Origin of the sequence: Pseudomonas thivervalensis (assembly GCF_001269655.1) — a bacterium.
Taxonomy (GTDB): Bacteria; Pseudomonadota; Gammaproteobacteria; order Pseudomonadales; family Pseudomonadaceae; genus Aquipseudomonas; species Aquipseudomonas thivervalensis.
The window spans coordinates 93,727-110,998 of sequence record NZ_LHVE01000015.1 but is presented as its reverse complement, the minus strand read 5'-3'; the positions used below and the strand labels follow the sequence as shown (position 1 = coordinate 110,998).

The window sequence follows — 17,272 nt, the reverse complement described above, 5'->3', positions numbered from 1 at the left end:
ATGACTACACTGTTCTTAACTAATTGATATTTAAGTAAAAAATTTATGGCATGGAAACTGATAAGGCTTACGCAACGGTTATCAGTCATATGCCAGGAGTCACCTTATGCTCAGTCGAGAAGAACGCGCCATCATTCGCTCCACCGTGCCATTGCTTGAAAGCGGTGGTGAAGCGCTGATCACTCATTTCTATCGCATGATGTTGTCCGAATATCCGCAGGTGCGCCCGCTGTTCAACCAGGCGCACCAGGCCAGCGGCGACCAACCGCGTGCGTTGGCCAACGGCGTGTTGATGTATGCGCGGCACATTGACCAGCTCGACCAATTGGGCGACCTGGTGGCGAAGATCGTCAACAAGCACGTTGCCTTGCAGATCCTGCCGGAACATTACCCGATCGTCGGTGCGTGCCTGCTGCGGGCGATCGCCGAGGTGTTGGGTGCCGAGATCGCCACGCCCGAAGTGATCGCGGCCTGGGGCGCTGCCTACAACCAGTTGGCCGACATCCTGATCGGCGCCGAAGCCGGCCTGTACGACAAGAAGGCCGAGGCGCCGGGCGGCTGGCGGGGCGAGCGTGAATTCGTCCTGGTGGCCAAGGTCCAGGAAAGCTCGGAGATCACTTCGTTCTACTTCGAGCCGGCGGACAAGGGGCCGATCCTGGTGGCCGAGCCGGGCCAGTACATCGGCATGAAACTCGTGCTCGATGATGAGGAAGTGCGCCGTAACTATTCGCTGTCGGCGCTGGCGGACAACGGTCAGTACCGCATCAGCGTCAAACGTGAGCCGGGCGGGCGGGTGTCGAACTACCTGCATCATCATTTCGAGGTCGGCAGTCGCATCCAGTTGTTCCCGCCGTCCGGAGATTTCTACCTGACCGCCAGCGACAAGCCGCTGGTACTGATCAGCGGCGGCGTTGGCATCACCCCGACCCTGGCCATGTTGCAGGCAGCGCTGCAAACCGAGCGGCCGGTGCATTTCATTCACTGCGCACGCAATGGCCGCGCCCATGCCTTCCGCGATTGGATCGACGACCTGGCCAAGCGGCATCCGCGACTCAAGCGCTTCTACTGCTACGACGAAGACGACGGCTTGAGCCCAGCGGCGGACAAGGTGGGGTTGTTGAGCCAGGAACAACTGGCGCAATGGCTGCCGGAGCAGCGTGACCTCGACGCCTATTTCCTTGGGCCGAAGGGTTTCATGGGCGCCGTCAAGCGCCACCTCAAGGCCCTGGGCGTGCCGGACCGGCAGAGTCGCTACGAATTCTTCGGCCCGGCGGCGGCGCTGGAATAAGGTCGCGGTCAATCCGGGAACCGGGTTGGCCCCATCGCGAGCAAGCTCGCTCCCACAGGGGATTTGGGGTGGACACGATTTCTGTGAACACCACAAAAAACTGTGGGAGCGAGCTTGCTCGCGATGGCGTCGGCCCACTCAACATCAATGCACGCTGACCCACCGCTCTCGCGAGCAAGCTCGCTCCCACAGGGGATTTGGGGTGGACACGATTTCTGTGAACGCCATAAAAACTGTGGGAGCGAGCCCGCTCGCGATGGCGGCGGCAAGTCCAGCCCTGTCCAACTGACCCGCATTAATCCCCGCTTAACCTTTTTGCGGTCTATTCCCCCCAATGTCGACGCCCGCTGCTCGTTCACTGTCATGGTCAGCGTGTAGACTTCGGTACATCCGATCGCGCGCCGGGTGTTGCGAGGCTGCGCGTCGATCCATGCAGACAAAGGGAAACGCAATGAGTGAGGAAATGATGCGGTTAGGCCGTGAGCGGCGCTATCTGGTGCTGCTGGGGCTGATCTGCCTGGCACTGATCGGCGGTGCGCTGTACATGCAGGTGGCCCTCGGCGAGGCACCGTGCCCGCTGTGTATCCTGCAACGCTATGCGCTGTTGCTGATCGCGATCTTCGCCTTCATCGGCGCCGCCATGCGCACCCGCCGCAGCCTGACGATCTTCGAAGGCCTGGTGGTGCTCTGCGCCCTGGCCGGGGCCGGTGTGGCCGGGCATCACGTGTACACCCAGTTCTTCCCCGCGGTCAGTTGCGGCATCGACGTGTTGCAACCGATCGTCGATGACCTGCCGCTGGCGAAGATCTTCCCGCTGGGGTTCCAGGTCGATGGCTTTTGCTCCACCCCCTACCCACCGATCCTGGGCCTGTCCCTGGCGCAATGGGCGCTGGTGGCCTTCGTGTTGACGGTGGTGCTGGTGCCGTTGCTGGTGTCGCGTAACCGCAAATCGCTTCGCTGAAACGCCTCAATGAAACGCCCCGGTTCTCTTCTGGAGAACCGGGGCGTTTTGCGTTTCAGGCTCGAGCCGGAGCGTCCTTGATCCGAGGCAAGAACGGGCTGCGACAACGTGCGACACGTTGTCACACATCTTGTGGCGTTCAGCCTTTGCAAGGGCGATCAAGCGCTGATTCCTGTAACAAAAAATCGTCTGGTTTCGCCGTCAGCGTCTCGCCTGCAGCAGGCATTTTTAACAGCGCAGCGCCAGGTGCCGCAGCCCCCGAAAACTGGGCGCTTGCCGGGCAAAAAAGCTCTACCGAATCGGCCTGAGCTGTCTAAATCGGGCGTAGTAGACCTACGTTTTTTGGGGTTCTTGTTGAGAATGAATTTCGATAAGATGCTGGCCCGTTGCAATATCGGCAAGAGATTGTTGCCGGATCGGATAAAAATTATTTCGGGATGAGACATGGTCTACAGCGCGTCACCTCACTACAATCGCCCGCACCGATTTTCCGACCCGGCTCAGGCTTGAGCACGAGAGTGGTCGAAGGGCGCCAGCGCCCCATGCGACCCCAGGTGTCGGTGCCTCCAACTACCCGCACCAAATGGAATTGGGCTTGAACTAGGCCTTTTGACCAACGAATAAGAACTCACTGCTGGCCCAGGATGTGTTGAACAGCGTCTGACGTTCGACGGGCAGCCCTTATTCAATCCAAGAAAATGCCAACCCTTGGCAGGGTGAAGTGTTGGCGATCAAAACCCAACTGCATTGCGCAAGCTGCTTTAGAGGTCGTGAGATGAGTAAAAACAGGTACCCCCGATTACTAGGCTTGTTGCCGCTGCTCGGCACGTTGCTGCTGGGAGGCTGCAACATGACCTTGCTCGATCCCAAGGGCCAGGTCGGCCTGGATGAACGAAACCTGATCATCACCGCCACGCTGCTGATGTTGCTGGTCGTTGTGCCGGTCATCGTCATGACCTTCCTGTTCGCCTGGAAGTACCGCGCAACCAACACCCAGGCCACCTACACGCCGAAATGGTCGCATTCGACCAAGATCGAAGTGGCGGTATGGACCATTCCGGTGCTGATCATCATTGCCCTGGGTTATGTCACCTACAAGTCGACCCACGCCCTGGACCCGTATCGTCCGTTGGATTCCGACGTCAAGCCGATCACCATCGAAGTGGTCTCGATGGACTGGAAGTGGCTGTTCATCTATCCGGAACAAGGCATCGCCACGGTCAACAAGATCGTGTTCCCGGCCCACACGCCGATCAACTTCAAGGTCACTTCCGACACCGTGATGAACTCGTTTTTCATCCCGGGCCTGGGCGGCCAGATCTATGCGATGGCCGGCATGCAGACCAAGCTGCACCTGATCGCCAACCAGAACACTGAACTCGAAGGTATCTCCGCCAACTACAGCGGCGCGGGTTTCACCGGCATGAAGTTCAAAGCGACCGCCACCACCCAGGAAGAGTTCGACGCCTGGGTCAACGAAGTGAAGAAGGCACCTAAACAGCTTGAAAAAGCTGAATACGAAGCCCTTTCCAAGCCGAGCCAGAACAACCCAGTCGAACTCTACTCGTCGGTCACGCCGAACCTGTTCCAGACCATCATCGATAAGTATGAAGGGATGAATCCGGGCAAGCCGATGCATCACGAGAAGAACGAGAAGGAAGTGGCCCACAACATGGAAGGGATGGACATGAGCTCGCATTCAGCTGCCGGGGCAGAGGAGTAAACGATGTTAGGTAAATTAAGTTGGGAAGCGATCCCGTTCCACGAGCCGATTGTCATGGTGACCCTCGCCATCATCGCGCTCGGTGGTCTGGCATTGTTCGCAGGCATCACTTATTTCAAGAAGTGGACCTACCTGTGGACCGAGTGGCTGACCTCGGTCGACCACAAGAAAATCGGCGTGATGTACATCATCGTCGCCATGGTCATGCTGCTGCGCGGTTTTGCCGACGCCATCATGATGCGTACCCAACTGGCCATGGCCACCGAGGGTTCGCCTGGCTACCTGCCGCCTGAACACTATGACCAGATCTTCACCGCCCACGGTGTGATCATGATCATCTTCATGGCGATGCCATTCTTCACCGGCCTGATGAACCTTGCAGTGCCGCTGCAGATCGGCGCGCGTGACGTTGCCTATCCGTTCCTGAACTCCCTCAGCTTCTGGCTGCTGGTGTCCGGCGTGGTGCTGATCAACGTATCCCTGGGTGTTGGCGAATTCGCCAAGACCGGTTGGGTCGCCTATCCGCCATTGTCGGGGCTGCAATACAGTCCGGGCGTCGGAGTGGATTACTACATCTGGGCGCTACAGCTATCCGGGTTGGGGACAACGCTGACGGGGGTCAACTTCCTGGCCACCGTGCTGAAGATGCGTACCCCTGGCATGAAGCTGATGGACATGCCGATCTTCACCTGGACCTGCACCTGGGCCAACGTGCTGATCGTCGCTTCGTTCCCGATCCTCACCGCTACCCTGGCTTTGCTGACGCTTGACCGCTACATGGATTTCCACATTTTCACCAATGAACTGGGTGGAAATCCGATGATGTACGTCAACCTGTTCTGGGCCTGGGGTCACCCTGAGGTATACATCCTGATCCTGCCGGCGTTCGGTATTTTCTCCGAAGTCATCTCGACCTTCTCCGGCAAGAAACTGTTTGGCCACCACTCGATGATCTACGCATCCGGCGCGATCTCGGTACTGGGCTTCATGGTCTGGCTGCACCACTTCTTCACCATGGGTTCGGGGGCCAGCGTCAACGCCTTCTTCGGCCTGGCGACCATGCTGATCTCGATCCCGACGGGGGTGAAGCTGTTCAACTGGCTGTTCACCATCTACCAGGGCCGCCTGCGTTTCACCAGCCATGTGCTGTGGACCCTGGGCTTCATGGTGACCTTCGCCATCGGCGGCATGACCGGCGTACTGCTGGCCATTCCGGGTGCTGACTTCGTGCTGCACAACAGCCTGTTCGTGATCGCGCACTTCCATAACGTGATCATCGGCGGTGCCGTGTTCGGCTACATCGCGGGCTTTGCGTTCTACTTCCCGAAAGCGTTCGGCTTCAAGCTGCACGAAGGTTGGGGCAAGGCAGCGTTCTGGTTCTGGATCTCGGGCTTCTTCGTCGCGTTCATGCCGCTCTATGCACTGGGCTTCATGGGCATGACCCGTCGCCTGAACGCCACCACCAACCCTGAGTGGGTGCCGTACCTGTACGTCGCCATGTTCGGCGCGGTGATGATCGCTGTCGGTATCGCCTGCCAGTTGATCCAGCTGTACGTCAGCGTGCGTGATCGCAAGAAACCGGAAAACATGTGCGATCACGGTGATCCGTGGAATGCCCATACCCTGGAGTGGTCGACTTCGTCGCCACCACCGTTCTACAACTTTGCCGTGCTGCCGAAAGCGGAAACCATCGACCCGTTCACCGAAGCCAAGGAAGCCGGTACCGCGTACCAGGTTCCGGCCAAGTACGAGCCGATCCACATGCCCAACAACACCGCGACCGGTGTGGTCATGGGCGCGCTGTTGACCGTGTTCGGTTTCGCGATGATCTGGCACATCTGGTGGCTGGCCATCGCCAGCCTGGTCGGCACCGTGGCGTATTTCGTGATCCATGCCGCCCGTGACGATCAGGGCTACATGGTGCCGGTGGATGTCATCGAGCGCATCGAAGCCGAGCAGCACAAGCGCCTGGTAGCGGCCGGGAAAGTCCCCGCCACCGCCACCCGTGTTGAAACCTCGTTGGAACAGGCTTAAACCATGTCGAACTTAGTGACCAATGTTGGACACGCCCATGGTCATGACCATGGGCACGATGACCATCACCACGACTCGGGCGAGATGACCGTATTCGGTTTCTGGCTCTACCTGATGACCGACTGCATTCTGTTTGCGTCGATCTTCGCGGTCTACGCGGTGCTGGTTAACAACGTCGCCGGTGGCCCGTCGGGCCACGACATCTTCGAGCTGCCGTACGTGCTGGGTGAAACCGCGCTGCTGCTGTTCAGCTCGATCACCTACGGCTTCGCCATGCTGGCGCTGTTCAAGGGCAAGAAAACCCAGGTCCTGGGCTGGTTGGCGATGACCTTCCTGCTCGGCGCGGGCTTTATCGCCATGGAGATCAACGAGTTCCATATCCTGATCGCCGAAGGCTACGGCCCTAGCCGCAGTGGCTTCCTGTCCGGGTTCTTCACCCTGGTCGGTACCCACGGCCTGCACGTGACCAGCGGCCTGATCTGGATGGCGATCATGATGTACCAGGTCCAGAAAAACGGCCTGACCGCCACCAACAAGACGCGCCTGAGCTGCCTGAGCCTGTTCTGGCACTTCCTGGACGTGGTGTGGATCTGCGTATTCACCGTTGTTTATCTGATGGGGACCCTGTAAATGGCTAACGCACATTCCCATGATGGCCACGACGCCGGCCACGGCAGCGTCAAGTCCTACGCCATCGGTTTCATCCTGTCGGTGATCCTGACCGTCATCCCGTTCGGCCTGGTGATGTACCCGTCGCTGCCCAAGAGCCTGACCCTGTGGATCATCCTGATCTTCGCCGTGGTCCAGGTACTGGTGCACCTGGTGTATTTCCTGCACCTGGACCGCTCCGCCGCCCAACGTAACAACGTGGTCGCGTTTGTCTTTGCCGCGATCGTGATTGTCCTGCTGGTCGGCCTGTCGTTGTGGATCATGTTCAGCATCCACACCAACATGATGGCGCACTGAGGAAAATCCGGATGTCCCTGAAGCACTTTATCCAAATCACCAAGCCGGGGATCATTTTCGGTAACGTGCTTTCTGTGGCAGGCGGGTTTTTCCTGGCCTCGAAAGGGCATGTCGATCTGGCCATCTTCCTGGCGGCGATGATCGGCACTTCCCTGGTGGTGGCGTCCGGTTGTGTGTTCAACAACTGCATCGACCGCGACATCGACATCAAGATGGAGCGCACCAAGAATCGGGCGCTGGTCCAAGGCCTGATTCCGGTGCAACTGGCCCTGGCCTTCGCCACGGTGCTGGGCGTGGCCGGCGTGGCGCTGCTGTACTGGGTGGCCAATCCGTTGGCGGCGTTGTTCGCGGTGATCGGTTTTGTCATCTACGTCGGCCTCTACAGCCTGTACCTCAAGCGCAAGTCGGTCCACGGCACGCTGGTGGGCAGCCTGTCGGGGGCGATGCCGCCGGTGATCGGCTACGTCGCGGTGAGCAACAGCTTCGACATGGCGGCGCTGACGTTGCTGGTGATGTTCAGTCTTTGGCAGATGCCGCATTCCTACGCCATCGCGATCTTCCGCTTCAACGACTACCTGGCGGCCTCGATTCCGGTGCTGCCGGTCAAGCGCGGCATCCGCGTGGCCAAGAAACACATCCTGCTCTACATCCTGGCCTTCCTGGTGGCGACCTTGATGCTGACCTTCAGCGGCTACGCCGGCATGAGCTACCTCGCCGTCGCCGCTGCCATGGGCATGTACTGGCTGTACATGGCCTGGACCGGCTACAAGGCGGTGGATGACACGGTCTGGGCACGCAAGCTGTTCGTGTTCTCGATCTTCACCATCACCGCCCTGAGCGTGATGATGTCCCTGGATTTCAAGGTGCCGAGTGAGTTGTTGCTGACTTACGCGCCTTAAGCGCCAGAGCTGCAAAAAAAGCCCCGCCTTCGAGAGAAGCGCGGGGCTTTTTTTGATATGGGCCATGGCTAGCCGCTGTCATTCGTCGCAATAGATTGTTGCTTGTTGATCTATACGCAATTTGCCTATAGTTTCTGCCATGCGAACCTTATTTTTTGAAACGACTACGTTCACTGCCACGGTTGGCCATTACCTGACCGATGATGAATATCGCCTGCTTCAGTTCTATATGCAGCAGCATCCAGAGGCCGGTGACGTCATGCCACGTACCGGTGGCTTCCGTAAGCTGCGTTGGTTCGATGAACGTCGTGGCAAAGGGAAGCGAGGTGGGCTGCGGGTCATTTATTATTGGTTGAGGCATGATCGTCAGTTCTGGATGTTTGCGATTTATGACAAGGACGAACTGGAAAACCTGACCTCCGAGCAAGAGAAGATGCTCAAGCGCGCCATAGAAGCTGAGTTGAAAGTACGAGGTACCTTATGAAAAAGCGCGATCTGTTTGCCGAGATGATGCAAGGCGTCGAGGAGATGGCCGCTCACCGCGAGGGCAAGATTACCCTTCGCCAGATTTCGATTGAAGACAAGCCGGTTCCCGAGGTGTCAGCCCAGGAAATCGTAGCTTTGCGCGACAGGCTTCATATGTCCCAAGCCGTCTTCGCAAAGAGCATCAGGACCAGCCCAGGTACCCTGAGAAACTGGGAGCAAGAAAAGTCCAAGCCTAATGCCCAGGCGGCTTTGTTGATCAAATTGGTCGAGAAGTTTCCGGATATGGTCGAGCGGCTTGGTGCTGTTTGATCCGCTCATAGCCATGGGAAAGCCCCGCCTTCGAGAGAAGTGCGGGGCTTTTTCTTGGGCGTTATTTCCGCTGACGATGTTCCTGTGGGGGCGGGCTTGCTCGCGAAAGCGGTGGGTCAGTTGAGCTGATATGGACTGACTCGACGCAATCGCGAGCAAGCTCGCTCCCACAGGGGATTCGGGCTTATTGCTGGGCGATGCTGTAGCCGTCGAACGCTTTCTGCTGTTGCAGCGCGGTGACGATGCTTTTGCGGGTGACCGGTTGTTCAGTGCCGTCGTTGTCCAGGAAGGTTTCGCTTTCTAGCTCGGCTTCGTCGCCTTCGCCGACGAAGTTGAAACCCAGGAACTCGAAGGCTTCACGGTCGACGTTCGGCTTGGAGCGCGGCGTGCGCAGGGGCAGGGTGACGCTGATGCCGTCCTTGCTGATGACAAACACTTCGGCTTCCTTCTTGGGCCGCGAGGCCTTGCCCTTGCTGCCGCTCGGGTTGCTGATGGCCTGGTGAGTCTGGTTCAGCACTTTCAGGGCCAGGCCGTAGACCAGCTCCTGGAACGACGGGTCGTCTTTGTAGCTGGAAAGAATGCGGCTGATCGGGAAGCGGCTGCCCAGGTCTTCCAAGGCTGCAAAATCCGCAGCCTCAGCGTCCTTGAGCTGCTTGAGCTGACCCATCAACTCGTAGGCCTTGTCGTCATCGAACGCATCGTGGGCCTGGCGGATGGCGTTGCGCAGGTCGCGGATCTGGTCGCTTTCACGGTTCGACTGGAACGCATCGAGGACCATTTCGCTGATGGTTTTGGCCTGGGGCAGATGCTGTGAAAGATTGATGGAGTTTTCGTATTCCGCTTTGGACGACAGGGTGACTACGGATTCAGCGGTGTTGGAATCGGACATTGAAATTTCACTACTTCTGTTAGCGGGATGAGGCGAGAAAGGCATTGAGCTTTTTTCCGGCCGCCTAATCTATTGGACGCGGGCGGTGTTGTCACGGTCGGACCCACAGTAACTGACCATTTGTCGTTGGTGGCGCGTTTCGGTCGCGTATCAGGTCCATCAATCGCAATGCATCGGTGGTCGCAGCGCCACTGGCGGTGTTGTCAAAGATGCACCAGGACGGTGTGTCGGGCGCAGCCTTCAGCGCTTGGGCCAGGCGCCCCAGCCACGCGTCTTCGTAGGCTGAGTAGTAAATACGCGGTGAACCGTGCAGCCGGTAATAGCGAATGCCAGGCCAGCCTGCCGGTTGATCGCCGCCGGGCAACGGCGACGGATCGGCGGCAACCCGGCCGATGCGCTCGTCTAGCAGGATCGTTGCTGCCTGGGGCGCGAGCCAGCTTGGGTGTCGCGGCTCAAGCACGGCATGGCCCTGATAACGGTCCCGCAAGGTCTTGAAGAATGCTTCGGCTACGCTCGCATCGAAGGCCAGTGACGGTGGCAACTGAATCAACAGGCAGCCGAGCTTTTCTCCCAACTGCGAACATTGTCCGAGGAATTCATCCACCAGCCCTTCGCAGTCGATCAGCCGCCGTTCATGGGTGATCTGCTTGGGGACCTTGACCGAAAAGCGAAAATCCCCGGCAACACTGTCGGCCCACTTTGCATACGTGGCGGGGCGGTGCGGGCGGTAGAACGAGCTGTTGATCTCCACGGCGGAAAAGCGGCTGCCGTAGCGCTGCAAATGCGTCCCTTTGAGCGCGAAGGCCGGCCACTGCTCTCGGGGCAGCGACCAGCCGGCGCAGCCCAGGTAAAGGCGTGAGGAGGGACGTCGAGTCGACAAGGGCGAAGGCCTGATAGCAACGGATACAGCCTATGACCGCTGCCAACGCCTCATGTCTGCATTCTTTTTATCGTGGGCCCGGAGTACCGCTCATTCACAAATCACATTCTTGCCAGCCATCTTGGAGCGATACAGCGCCTGGTCCGCCCGGTGCAGTAATGCCGCGTGCTGTTCGTCCTCGAATCGCTGCACCACGCCAAAACTCATGGTGATCTGGAAGTCGCCCACCGGCAGCAGATCTGACAAGCCTCGGCGAATGCTTTCCGCCAGCAAGCGGGCATCGGCCACGGTGGTGTTGGGCAAGATCATGATGAATTCGTCACCGCCCCAGCGCACCAGCAAATCGCCGTCGCGCTCGCAGCGCTGGACGCTCTGCACCACTTGCACCAGCGCTGCGTCGCCAAAGGCGTGGCCGTATTGATCGTTGATGTCCTTGAAATCATCGACGTCCATGGCGATCAGTGACAACGGCTCGCGGAAACGCTGGGCGCGCTCACAGGCCAGCGGCAGTGCCTGGTCCAGCCGGTAACGGTTGGCGACCCGCGTCAGGGCATCGGTTTCGGCAAGCCTGCGGTTTTCGTCGAGTTGGAGCTGCAATTGATGGTTGACCCGGGACAGTTCGCGGGTGCGTTCTTCGATGATGGCTTCGAGGGATTTGTTGCGTCGTTCCAGTTGTTCGAACAGGCGCTTCTTGTCGTCGATACTGCGATGGGCGCCGATCATGCGCGCCACTGTGCCATCCGGATTGCGGGCGATCACGTAGCCGCGGTCCTCGATCCAGATGTAGGCCCCGTCGCGCGTGCGGCAACGGTATTCGGCCTGGTAGCTGTGGGCGCGTTGTTCCAGATAGTCGTCAAACAGCGCCATGACCCGTGGATAGTCCTCCGGGTGGATCACGCTTTCCCAGGTCAGTACGGTGTTGTCCAGTGAATGGGGCAGGTAGCCGAGCATCGTGTACCAGCCGGGGTTGCGGTAGACGAAGCCGGTATTGGCGTTCCAGTCCCAGATGCCATCGCTGACCAGTTCCAGGATGGTGTGCAGCACGCCTTCGTCCAGATCGGACAAGTCGAACCGCAGCATGTCGATGTTCGAGGCATCTCCCATCATCGTTTCCTCAATCAGCCTTGATATCAAAATGCTCGTCCAAGGGGAAAGAGTAGCTGATGGGGGGCGGGGCCACTAGCGGGGGCGATGCCTTGAGCGTAGGAGCTGACGAGCGAAGCGAGGCTGCGATCTTTTGATCTTTCGCTTGGGACTCAAGTGTCTGGGAAAAGATCGCAGCCTCGCTTCGCTCGTCAGCTCCTACATCATCATCCGCCTGAGGTTTGGGGTTTGCCCCATTTCTCCAGCGCAAACTCGACAAAACTGCGCAGTTTCGGCAACCGGTAGCGATCCTGCGCATACATCAGGCTCATCGGTCGATGGGGCAACTGGTAGCCCTGCAATAACGTCACCAAGTGTCCATCCTTCAGATCCTGGGCCACCAGTGCGTCGGGCAGCATCACCACGCCCATTCCCGCCAGGGCGGCGCGGTGCAGGCCCGAGGAACTGTTGATCAGCATCGGTCCATTCACCGGGACCTTGATCTCGCCGTCCGGGCCGTTGATCGGCCAGTGATCCTGGGCGAAGCGCCATTCGTCCGCTGCCGAATAGGCGAACGACAGACAATCGTGCTGCTGCAGGTCCGCGGGTTGTTCCGGCGTGCCTCGTCGGGCCAGGTAAGCAGGGGAGGCGCAGATGGTCAGGGTGTAGTCCAGCAACGGACGGGCGATCAGTTTCGGGTCGGGATGGCCGAGGCGGATGGCGACGTCGAAGCCATGGTCGAGCAGGTCCAGGCGCTGGTTGGTCAGCACCACGTCGAGTTTGACCTGGGCGAAGCGCTGGCTGAATTCGGCCAGGGCCGGCGCGAGGCGTTCGGTGCCGAAGGTCAGCGGTGCGGTGATGCGCAGGGTGCCGGTGGGCTCGCCCTGGGTCTGTTCGGCCAGGCGTTCGGAGTCGGCCACCAGCCCCAGCACTTCCAGGCAGCGTTGGTAGTAGGCCGCGCCGAATTCCGTCAGGCGCTGGCGCCGTGTCGTACGGTTGATCAGGCGCACGCCGAGGCGTTGCTCCAGCGCACGCAGGTGATTGCCCACCATGGTCGTGGACATTTCACACGCCTGGGCCGCCGCTGTCAGGCTCCCGGTTTCCACCACTTTTACGTAAACGGTCATTGCCTGGAACAGGTCCATTATCAAGCCATGCTTTTAAATGATTGAAGTAAAGCAGCGTTTATCCAGCTTTGGTGGCTAACCATACTGGAAAAAACCACCCGATGGAGCCTGATGCCATGACCGCTGCCTGCTTGATGACCACCTACCAACCCCTGGCGCTGAATTTCACCCATGGCTTGGGCACGCGTCTGTGGGACCAGGACGGCCGCGAATACCTCGATGCCGTGGCAGGCGTGGCGGTGACCAATGTCGGGCATTCCCACCCGCGGCTGGTGGCTGCCATCAGCGAGCAGGCCGGCCTGCTGTTGCATACGTCGAACCTGTACAGCATTGACTGGCAGCAACGCCTGGCGCAAAAGCTCACTCGGCTGTCCGGGCTGGAGCGGGCGTTTTTCAACAACTCAGGTGCCGAGGCCAACGAAACCGCGCTGAAACTGGCGCGCCTCTACGGCTGGCACAAGGGCATCGAGCAGCCGTTGGTGGTGGTCATGGACAATGCATTCCATGGGCGCACCTTGGGTACGATGTCTGCCAGTGACGGCCCGTCCGTGCGGCTGGGCTACAACCGGTTGCCGGGGGATTTCATCAAGGTGCCGTTCGGCGATCTCGCGGCGCTGGAACAGCTCCAGCAGGCGCATGCCGAGCGCATCGTCGCGGTGCTGGTGGAGCCCATCCAGGGCGAAAGCGGTGTGCAACTCGCCCCTCCGGGTTACCTCAAGGCTTTGCGGCAGCTATGCAGCCGGCGCGCCTGGCTGCTGATGCTCGACGAGATCCAGACCGGCATCGGCCGTACCGGCCAGTGGTTCGCGTTCCAGCACGAGGGCATCGTGCCGGACGTCATGACCCTGGCCAAAGGCCTGGGCAACGGCGTGCCCATCGGTGCCTGCCTGGCACGGGGCAAGGCCGCCGAGTTGTTTACCCCGGGCAGTCATGGCAGCACGTTCGGTGGCAATCCGTTGGCCTGTCGGGTCGGCTGCACGGTGCTGGACATCATCGAGGAACAAGCGCTGGTGGAGAACGCCAGGCAGCAGGGCGAACAATTGCTGGGCCGGTTGCGGATCGAGTTGGCGGACAACCCGAATGTGTTGGCGATTCGCGGCCAGGGCTTGATGATCGGCATCGAGCTCAAGCAACCGGTCCGCGACCTGACCCTGCGCGCCGCCCGGGACCACGGCCTGCTGATCAATGTGACCCGGGGCCAGACCATCCGCCTGCTACCGCCGCTGACGATCGATGGGCGGGAAGTGGAGATGATTGTCAGGGGTGTGAGCCGCTGTCTGGCGCAGGGCTGAGGAGCGCTTGCCGGCGCGATGATTTCCAGGGGAACAGTCGGACGAAGCGCAACGCAGCGGGACGGAATTTTTAACGATTGTCGCGTTCCAACGCCTGCCAGAGTCGATTGCCTACACTTTGGCATTCAGACTGAAAACCCAGGAGCATTCCATGTTCACCTCGCGTCGCTTGATCGTTGTCGCTACTGCTGTGGCCCTGTTGTCCGGCTGTGCGTCGCCCAACCCCTATGACAACCAGGGCCAGGCCTCTACCGAATCGTCGGGCATGAGCAAAACCGCCAAGTATGGCGGCCTCGGTGCACTGGCGGGGGCGTTGGCCGGTGCGGCCATAGGTCACGATAACCGTGGCAAGGGCGCATTGATCGGCGCGGCGGTGGTGGGTGCTTCCGCGGCTGGCTACGGCTACTACGCCGACCAGCAGGAAAAGAAACTGCGCGCGAGCATGGCCAATACCGGTGTTGAAGTGCAGCGCCAGGGTGACCAGATCAAGCTGATCATGCCGGGCAACATCACCTTCGCCACCGACTCGGCGAACATCGCGTCCAGCTTCTACCAGCCGCTGAACAACCTGGCCAACTCCCTCAAGGAGTTCAACCAGAACCAGATCGAGATCGTCGGCTACACCGATAGCACCGGCAGCCGCCAGCACAACATGGACCTGTCCCAGCGCCGTGCCCAGAGCGTGGCGACCTACCTGACGTCCCAGGGCGTGAGCGGTGCCAACCTGTCGGCGCGTGGCGCCGGCCCGGACAATCCGGTGGCGAGCAACGCCGACGTCAATGGCCGCGCGCAAAACCGTCGGGTCGAGGTCAACCTCAAGGCAATTCCGGGCCAGCAATACCAGGCACCGCAGCAGCAGGGCCAGACTTACCAGCAGTATCCGTAAAATCGCTGGGTGGTAAATGAAAGGGGGCTCCTGGAGACAGGGTCCCCTTTTTTGCGGCTAGCGTTTGGGCTTTTGTGGCGAGGGAGCTTGCTCCCGTTGGGCTGCGAAGCAGCCCTGAAACCATTCGCCTTGATTCTCCTGGCACACCGCATTCGCTGATTTGGGCCTGCTGCGCAGTCCAGCGGGAGCAAGCTCCCTCGCCACAATGATGTTCACTTGAGTGATGGGTCGGGCCTCAATTCGCCTCTTTCACCGCACTCAAGAACGCACACGTGCGCTCCTGCTGCGGGTTTTCGAAGATCTGCGCGGGGGTGCCTTGTTCGTGGATCTGTCCCTTGTAGAAAAAGCACACCCGGTCGGCGAATTCCCGGGCGAAGCCCATCTGGTGGGTCACCATCAACATGGTCAAGTTGTGTTCGGCCCCCAGTTTGCGAATCACGTTCAGCACTTCGCCGCACAGCTCCGGATCGAGGGCCGAGGTCACTTCGTCGAACAACATCACCTTGGGTCGCATCGCCAGGGCCCGGGCAATCGCCACCCGTTGTTGCTGGCCGCCGGACAACTGCGACGGGTAATGGTCGAGCTTGTTGCCCAGCCCCACCAGTTCCAGCAGGTCGGCGGCGCGCTCGCGGGCTTCTTTCGGGTTCATGCCGAGCACTTGCACCGGCGCCTCGATAACGTTTTGCAGCGCGGTCATGTGGGGGAACAGGTTGAAGCTCTGGAACACCATGCCGATCTTGCCGCGCACCCGGCGGATGTGCCGGTCATTGGCCGGCACCAGCACGCCGTTGCGATTGGGCATGTGGGTCAGCGAGTCATCCTCGACGCGAATCTGGCCCTGGTCGATGCCTTCCAGGGTCATCAGCACCCGCAGCAGGGTGGACTTGCCCGAGCCGCTCGGGCCGATGATCGCAACCTTTTCACCGGGCGCGACATCCAGGTTCAGATGGTCAAGCACGGTGAAGCTGCCGTAGCTCTTGGTCACGTCCTGGAAACTCACAATCGGCCGGGACGGTGTCGGAATCTGCATGGCCGGGGCCTCCTGCTGCGACGCCAGCGTGCTGCGCCGGGACAAATCGGTGGGCGTGGACAGGGGTAAAGTCATTAGCGTAGCTCCATGCGCGTTTCAAGGCGCCGTACCAGATAAGCCAAGGCGAGGCTCAGGGCGAGGAAGAACAGGCCGACCAGGGTGATCGGTTCCAGATAGCGGAAATGCTCGGAACCGATGTTCTTGGCCTGCTGCATGATTTCCACCACGGTGATCGCCGACAGCACCGGCGTGTCCTTGAGCATCGCCACCAGATAGTTGCCCAGCGGCGGCACGATCGGTCGCAGCGCCTGGGGCAGGATGATGTTGCGGTAGGCGTCGTACGGCGCGATGTTCAACGCCGTCACCGCTTCCCACTGCGCCCGCGGCACCGCGTCAAGGCCGCTGCGATAGACCTCGGCGATGTAGCAGGCGTAGTGCAGGCCAATGCCGAGGATGCCGACTTGCATGGCCGTCAGGCTCAGGCCATAGTTGGGCAGCACGTAGTAGAGGAAATACACCTGGATCAGCAGCGGCGTGCTGCGGATGAACTCGATCACCGCGGTGGCCGGCCACGACAGCCAGAACTTGCGACTGCGCCGGCCAATCGCCAGGAACAGCCCCAGCACGATTGCGATCAGGAAGCCGATCAGGGTAATGCCCACAGTATTGAGCGAGGCGCGAAGCAGGTCCGGCAGGATTTGCGCGGCGTAGGACCAGTCGAACAATGTCATGACAGACCTCCACGCATCCGGCCCCGGCTCAGCCGTCGCTCGACGTGACGCATGCCGAAGTTGATGGCTTGGGCGAGGATGAAATACAGCACCAGCGCCAGGCTGAAGACCTCCAGGGTCTGGAACGTCGCCTGATCCAACTGGCGTGCCCGAAAACTCAGGTCGGACAAGGTGATCAGCGACACCAGCGAGGTGTTCTTCAGCAGCTCGATCAACAGGTTGGTGCCCGGTGGAATTGCCGCCAGCAACGCCTGGGGGAGGATGATCCGCTTGAAGCGGGTGAAGGCGCTGAAATTCAACGCCGTGCAGGCTTCGTATTGGCCCTTGGCGACCGAGCTGATGGCGCCGCGCATCACCTCGGCCCCATATGCGCCGATGTGCAAGCCCAGGCCGACAATGGCCACGGCGTAAGGGCTCAGCTCAATGTTGAAGGGCGGCAGCGGCAGCACGAAGAACAGCCAGAACAATTGCACCAGCAACGAGGTGCCCCGGAACACTTCGATGTAGGTAATGGAAAACCAGCGCAACGCGCGCCACGGCGACAGCCGTCCGAGGGCTGCGAGTACCGCCGCGACAATCGCCAGCAGCGAGCCAAAGAAGGTCACCTGGAGCGTGACCCAGGCCCCTTGTATCAATAACGGAAGTAATTCGCCCATGGTTCAACCCGATGTCCGATGAAGCAGGGAAC

The 17,272-nt window shown here is 60.1% G+C and carries 19 protein-coding genes; 12 read left to right on the top strand and 7 right to left on the bottom strand.

Annotated elements, in window-relative coordinates; translation table 11 throughout:
• Window positions 1-106 precede the first annotated feature (106 nt).
• From hmpA to AD659_RS21930, 10 genes are all read left to right on the top strand, one after another.
• A complete protein-coding gene (gene hmpA / locus AD659_RS21970) occupies window positions 107-1,288 on the top strand; it encodes an NO-inducible flavohemoprotein (protein WP_053125042.1) in 1,182 nt (393 codons plus the stop codon).
• 451 nt (window positions 1,289-1,739) lie between these two features.
• A complete protein-coding gene (locus AD659_RS21965; RefSeq protein ID WP_053125040.1) occupies window positions 1,740-2,249 on the top strand; it encodes a disulfide bond formation protein B in 510 nt (169 codons plus the stop codon).
• Window positions 2,250-2,381: 132 nt separating this feature from the next.
• On the top strand, window positions 2,382-2,690 hold the full coding sequence (locus AD659_RS30030) for a hypothetical protein (RefSeq protein WP_156334332.1): 309 nt from the start codon (window positions 2,382-2,384) through the stop codon (window positions 2,688-2,690).
• Between the two features lie 334 nt (window positions 2,691-3,024).
• Window positions 3,025-3,972, top strand: coding sequence for a ubiquinol oxidase subunit II (gene cyoA, locus AD659_RS21960; protein ID WP_053125038.1), 948 nt, complete (start codon window positions 3,025-3,027; stop codon window positions 3,970-3,972).
• Between the two features lie 3 nt (window positions 3,973-3,975).
• Window positions 3,976-6,006: a cytochrome o ubiquinol oxidase subunit I gene (gene cyoB / locus AD659_RS21955; RefSeq protein ID WP_053125035.1), complete on the top strand. Its 2,031-nt coding sequence runs from the start codon at window positions 3,976-3,978 to the stop codon at window positions 6,004-6,006.
• Window positions 6,007-6,009: 3 nt separating this feature from the next.
• Window positions 6,010-6,636, top strand: coding sequence for a cytochrome o ubiquinol oxidase subunit III (locus AD659_RS21950; RefSeq protein ID WP_053125033.1), 627 nt, complete (start codon window positions 6,010-6,012; stop codon window positions 6,634-6,636).
• Window positions 6,637-6,972 carry a cytochrome o ubiquinol oxidase subunit IV gene (cyoD, locus tag AD659_RS21945; protein ID WP_014340102.1) on the top strand — a complete coding sequence of 112 codons (336 nt, stop codon included), beginning with the start codon at window positions 6,637-6,639 and terminating at the stop codon, window positions 6,970-6,972.
• Between the two features lie 11 nt (window positions 6,973-6,983).
• Complete coding sequence (gene cyoE / locus AD659_RS21940; RefSeq protein ID WP_003178131.1) at window positions 6,984-7,871, top strand: heme o synthase; 888 nt, start codon at window positions 6,984-6,986, stop codon at window positions 7,869-7,871.
• A 139-nt stretch (window positions 7,872-8,010) separates the two neighbouring features.
• Window positions 8,011-8,355 (top strand): toxin, encoded by a 345-nt coding sequence (locus tag AD659_RS21935; protein WP_053125031.1) that lies wholly within the window; start codon window positions 8,011-8,013, stop codon window positions 8,353-8,355.
• The gene (locus tag AD659_RS21930) at window positions 8,352-8,666 is read left to right on the top strand and encodes a helix-turn-helix domain-containing protein (protein WP_030139928.1); all 315 of its coding nucleotides are present in this window, start codon (window positions 8,352-8,354) and stop codon (window positions 8,664-8,666) included. The genes AD659_RS21935 and AD659_RS21930 overlap by 4 nt, the downstream gene beginning before the upstream one ends.
• Before the next feature lie 184 nt (window positions 8,667-8,850).
• Here the strand turns inward: AD659_RS21930 and AD659_RS21925 are convergent, their stop codons facing one another.
• The 4 genes from AD659_RS21925 to AD659_RS21910 form a co-directional block, all read right to left on the bottom strand.
• Window positions 8,851-9,555 carry a hypothetical protein gene (locus AD659_RS21925; RefSeq protein WP_053125029.1) on the bottom strand — a complete coding sequence of 235 codons (705 nt, stop codon included), beginning with the start codon at window positions 9,553-9,555 and terminating at the stop codon, window positions 8,851-8,853.
• A 91-nt stretch (window positions 9,556-9,646) separates the two neighbouring features.
• Entirely contained in the window at window positions 9,647-10,435 is a 789-nt protein-coding gene (locus tag AD659_RS21920; protein WP_053125028.1) for a DUF72 domain-containing protein, read from the bottom strand.
• A 90-nt stretch (window positions 10,436-10,525) separates the two neighbouring features.
• Complete coding sequence (locus tag AD659_RS21915; RefSeq protein ID WP_053125248.1) at window positions 10,526-11,539, bottom strand: sensor domain-containing diguanylate cyclase; 1,014 nt, start codon at window positions 11,537-11,539, stop codon at window positions 10,526-10,528.
• 206 nt (window positions 11,540-11,745) lie between these two features.
• On the bottom strand, window positions 11,746-12,663 hold the full coding sequence (locus AD659_RS21910) for a LysR family transcriptional regulator (protein ID WP_053125026.1): 918 nt from the start codon (window positions 12,661-12,663) through the stop codon (window positions 11,746-11,748).
• A 98-nt stretch (window positions 12,664-12,761) separates the two neighbouring features.
• Here AD659_RS21910 and AD659_RS21905 point away from each other — a divergent pair, with 98 nt between their 5' ends.
• Both AD659_RS21905 and AD659_RS21900 read left to right on the top strand, forming a co-directional pair.
• Window positions 12,762-13,937: an aspartate aminotransferase family protein gene (locus AD659_RS21905; protein WP_053125024.1), complete on the top strand. Its 1,176-nt coding sequence runs from the start codon at window positions 12,762-12,764 to the stop codon at window positions 13,935-13,937.
• A gap of 151 nt (window positions 13,938-14,088) precedes the next feature.
• Window positions 14,089-14,823: a YiaD family glycine zipper/OmpA-like lipoprotein gene (locus tag AD659_RS21900; RefSeq protein ID WP_018604257.1), complete on the top strand. Its 735-nt coding sequence runs from the start codon at window positions 14,089-14,091 to the stop codon at window positions 14,821-14,823.
• Window positions 14,824-15,058: 235 nt separating this feature from the next.
• Here AD659_RS21900 and ehuA read toward each other — a convergent pair whose 3' ends face one another.
• From ehuA to ehuC, 3 genes are read right to left on the bottom strand one after another with little or no spacing between them, the layout of a single operon-like run.
• Window positions 15,059-15,928, bottom strand: a complete 870-nt coding sequence (ehuA, locus tag AD659_RS21895) for an ectoine/hydroxyectoine ABC transporter ATP-binding protein EhuA (RefSeq protein ID WP_408003292.1) — start codon at window positions 15,926-15,928, stop codon at window positions 15,059-15,061.
• A complete protein-coding gene (gene ehuD / locus AD659_RS21890; RefSeq protein WP_053125022.1) occupies window positions 15,928-16,584 on the bottom strand; it encodes an ectoine/hydroxyectoine ABC transporter permease subunit EhuD in 657 nt (218 codons plus the stop codon). The genes ehuA and ehuD overlap by 1 nt, the downstream gene beginning before the upstream one ends.
• Window positions 16,581-17,240: an ectoine/hydroxyectoine ABC transporter permease subunit EhuC gene (gene ehuC / locus AD659_RS21885; protein WP_053125020.1), complete on the bottom strand. Its 660-nt coding sequence runs from the start codon at window positions 17,238-17,240 to the stop codon at window positions 16,581-16,583. Before ehuC ends, ehuD begins: the two co-directional genes overlap by 4 nt.
• Window positions 17,241-17,272 lie beyond the last annotated feature (32 nt).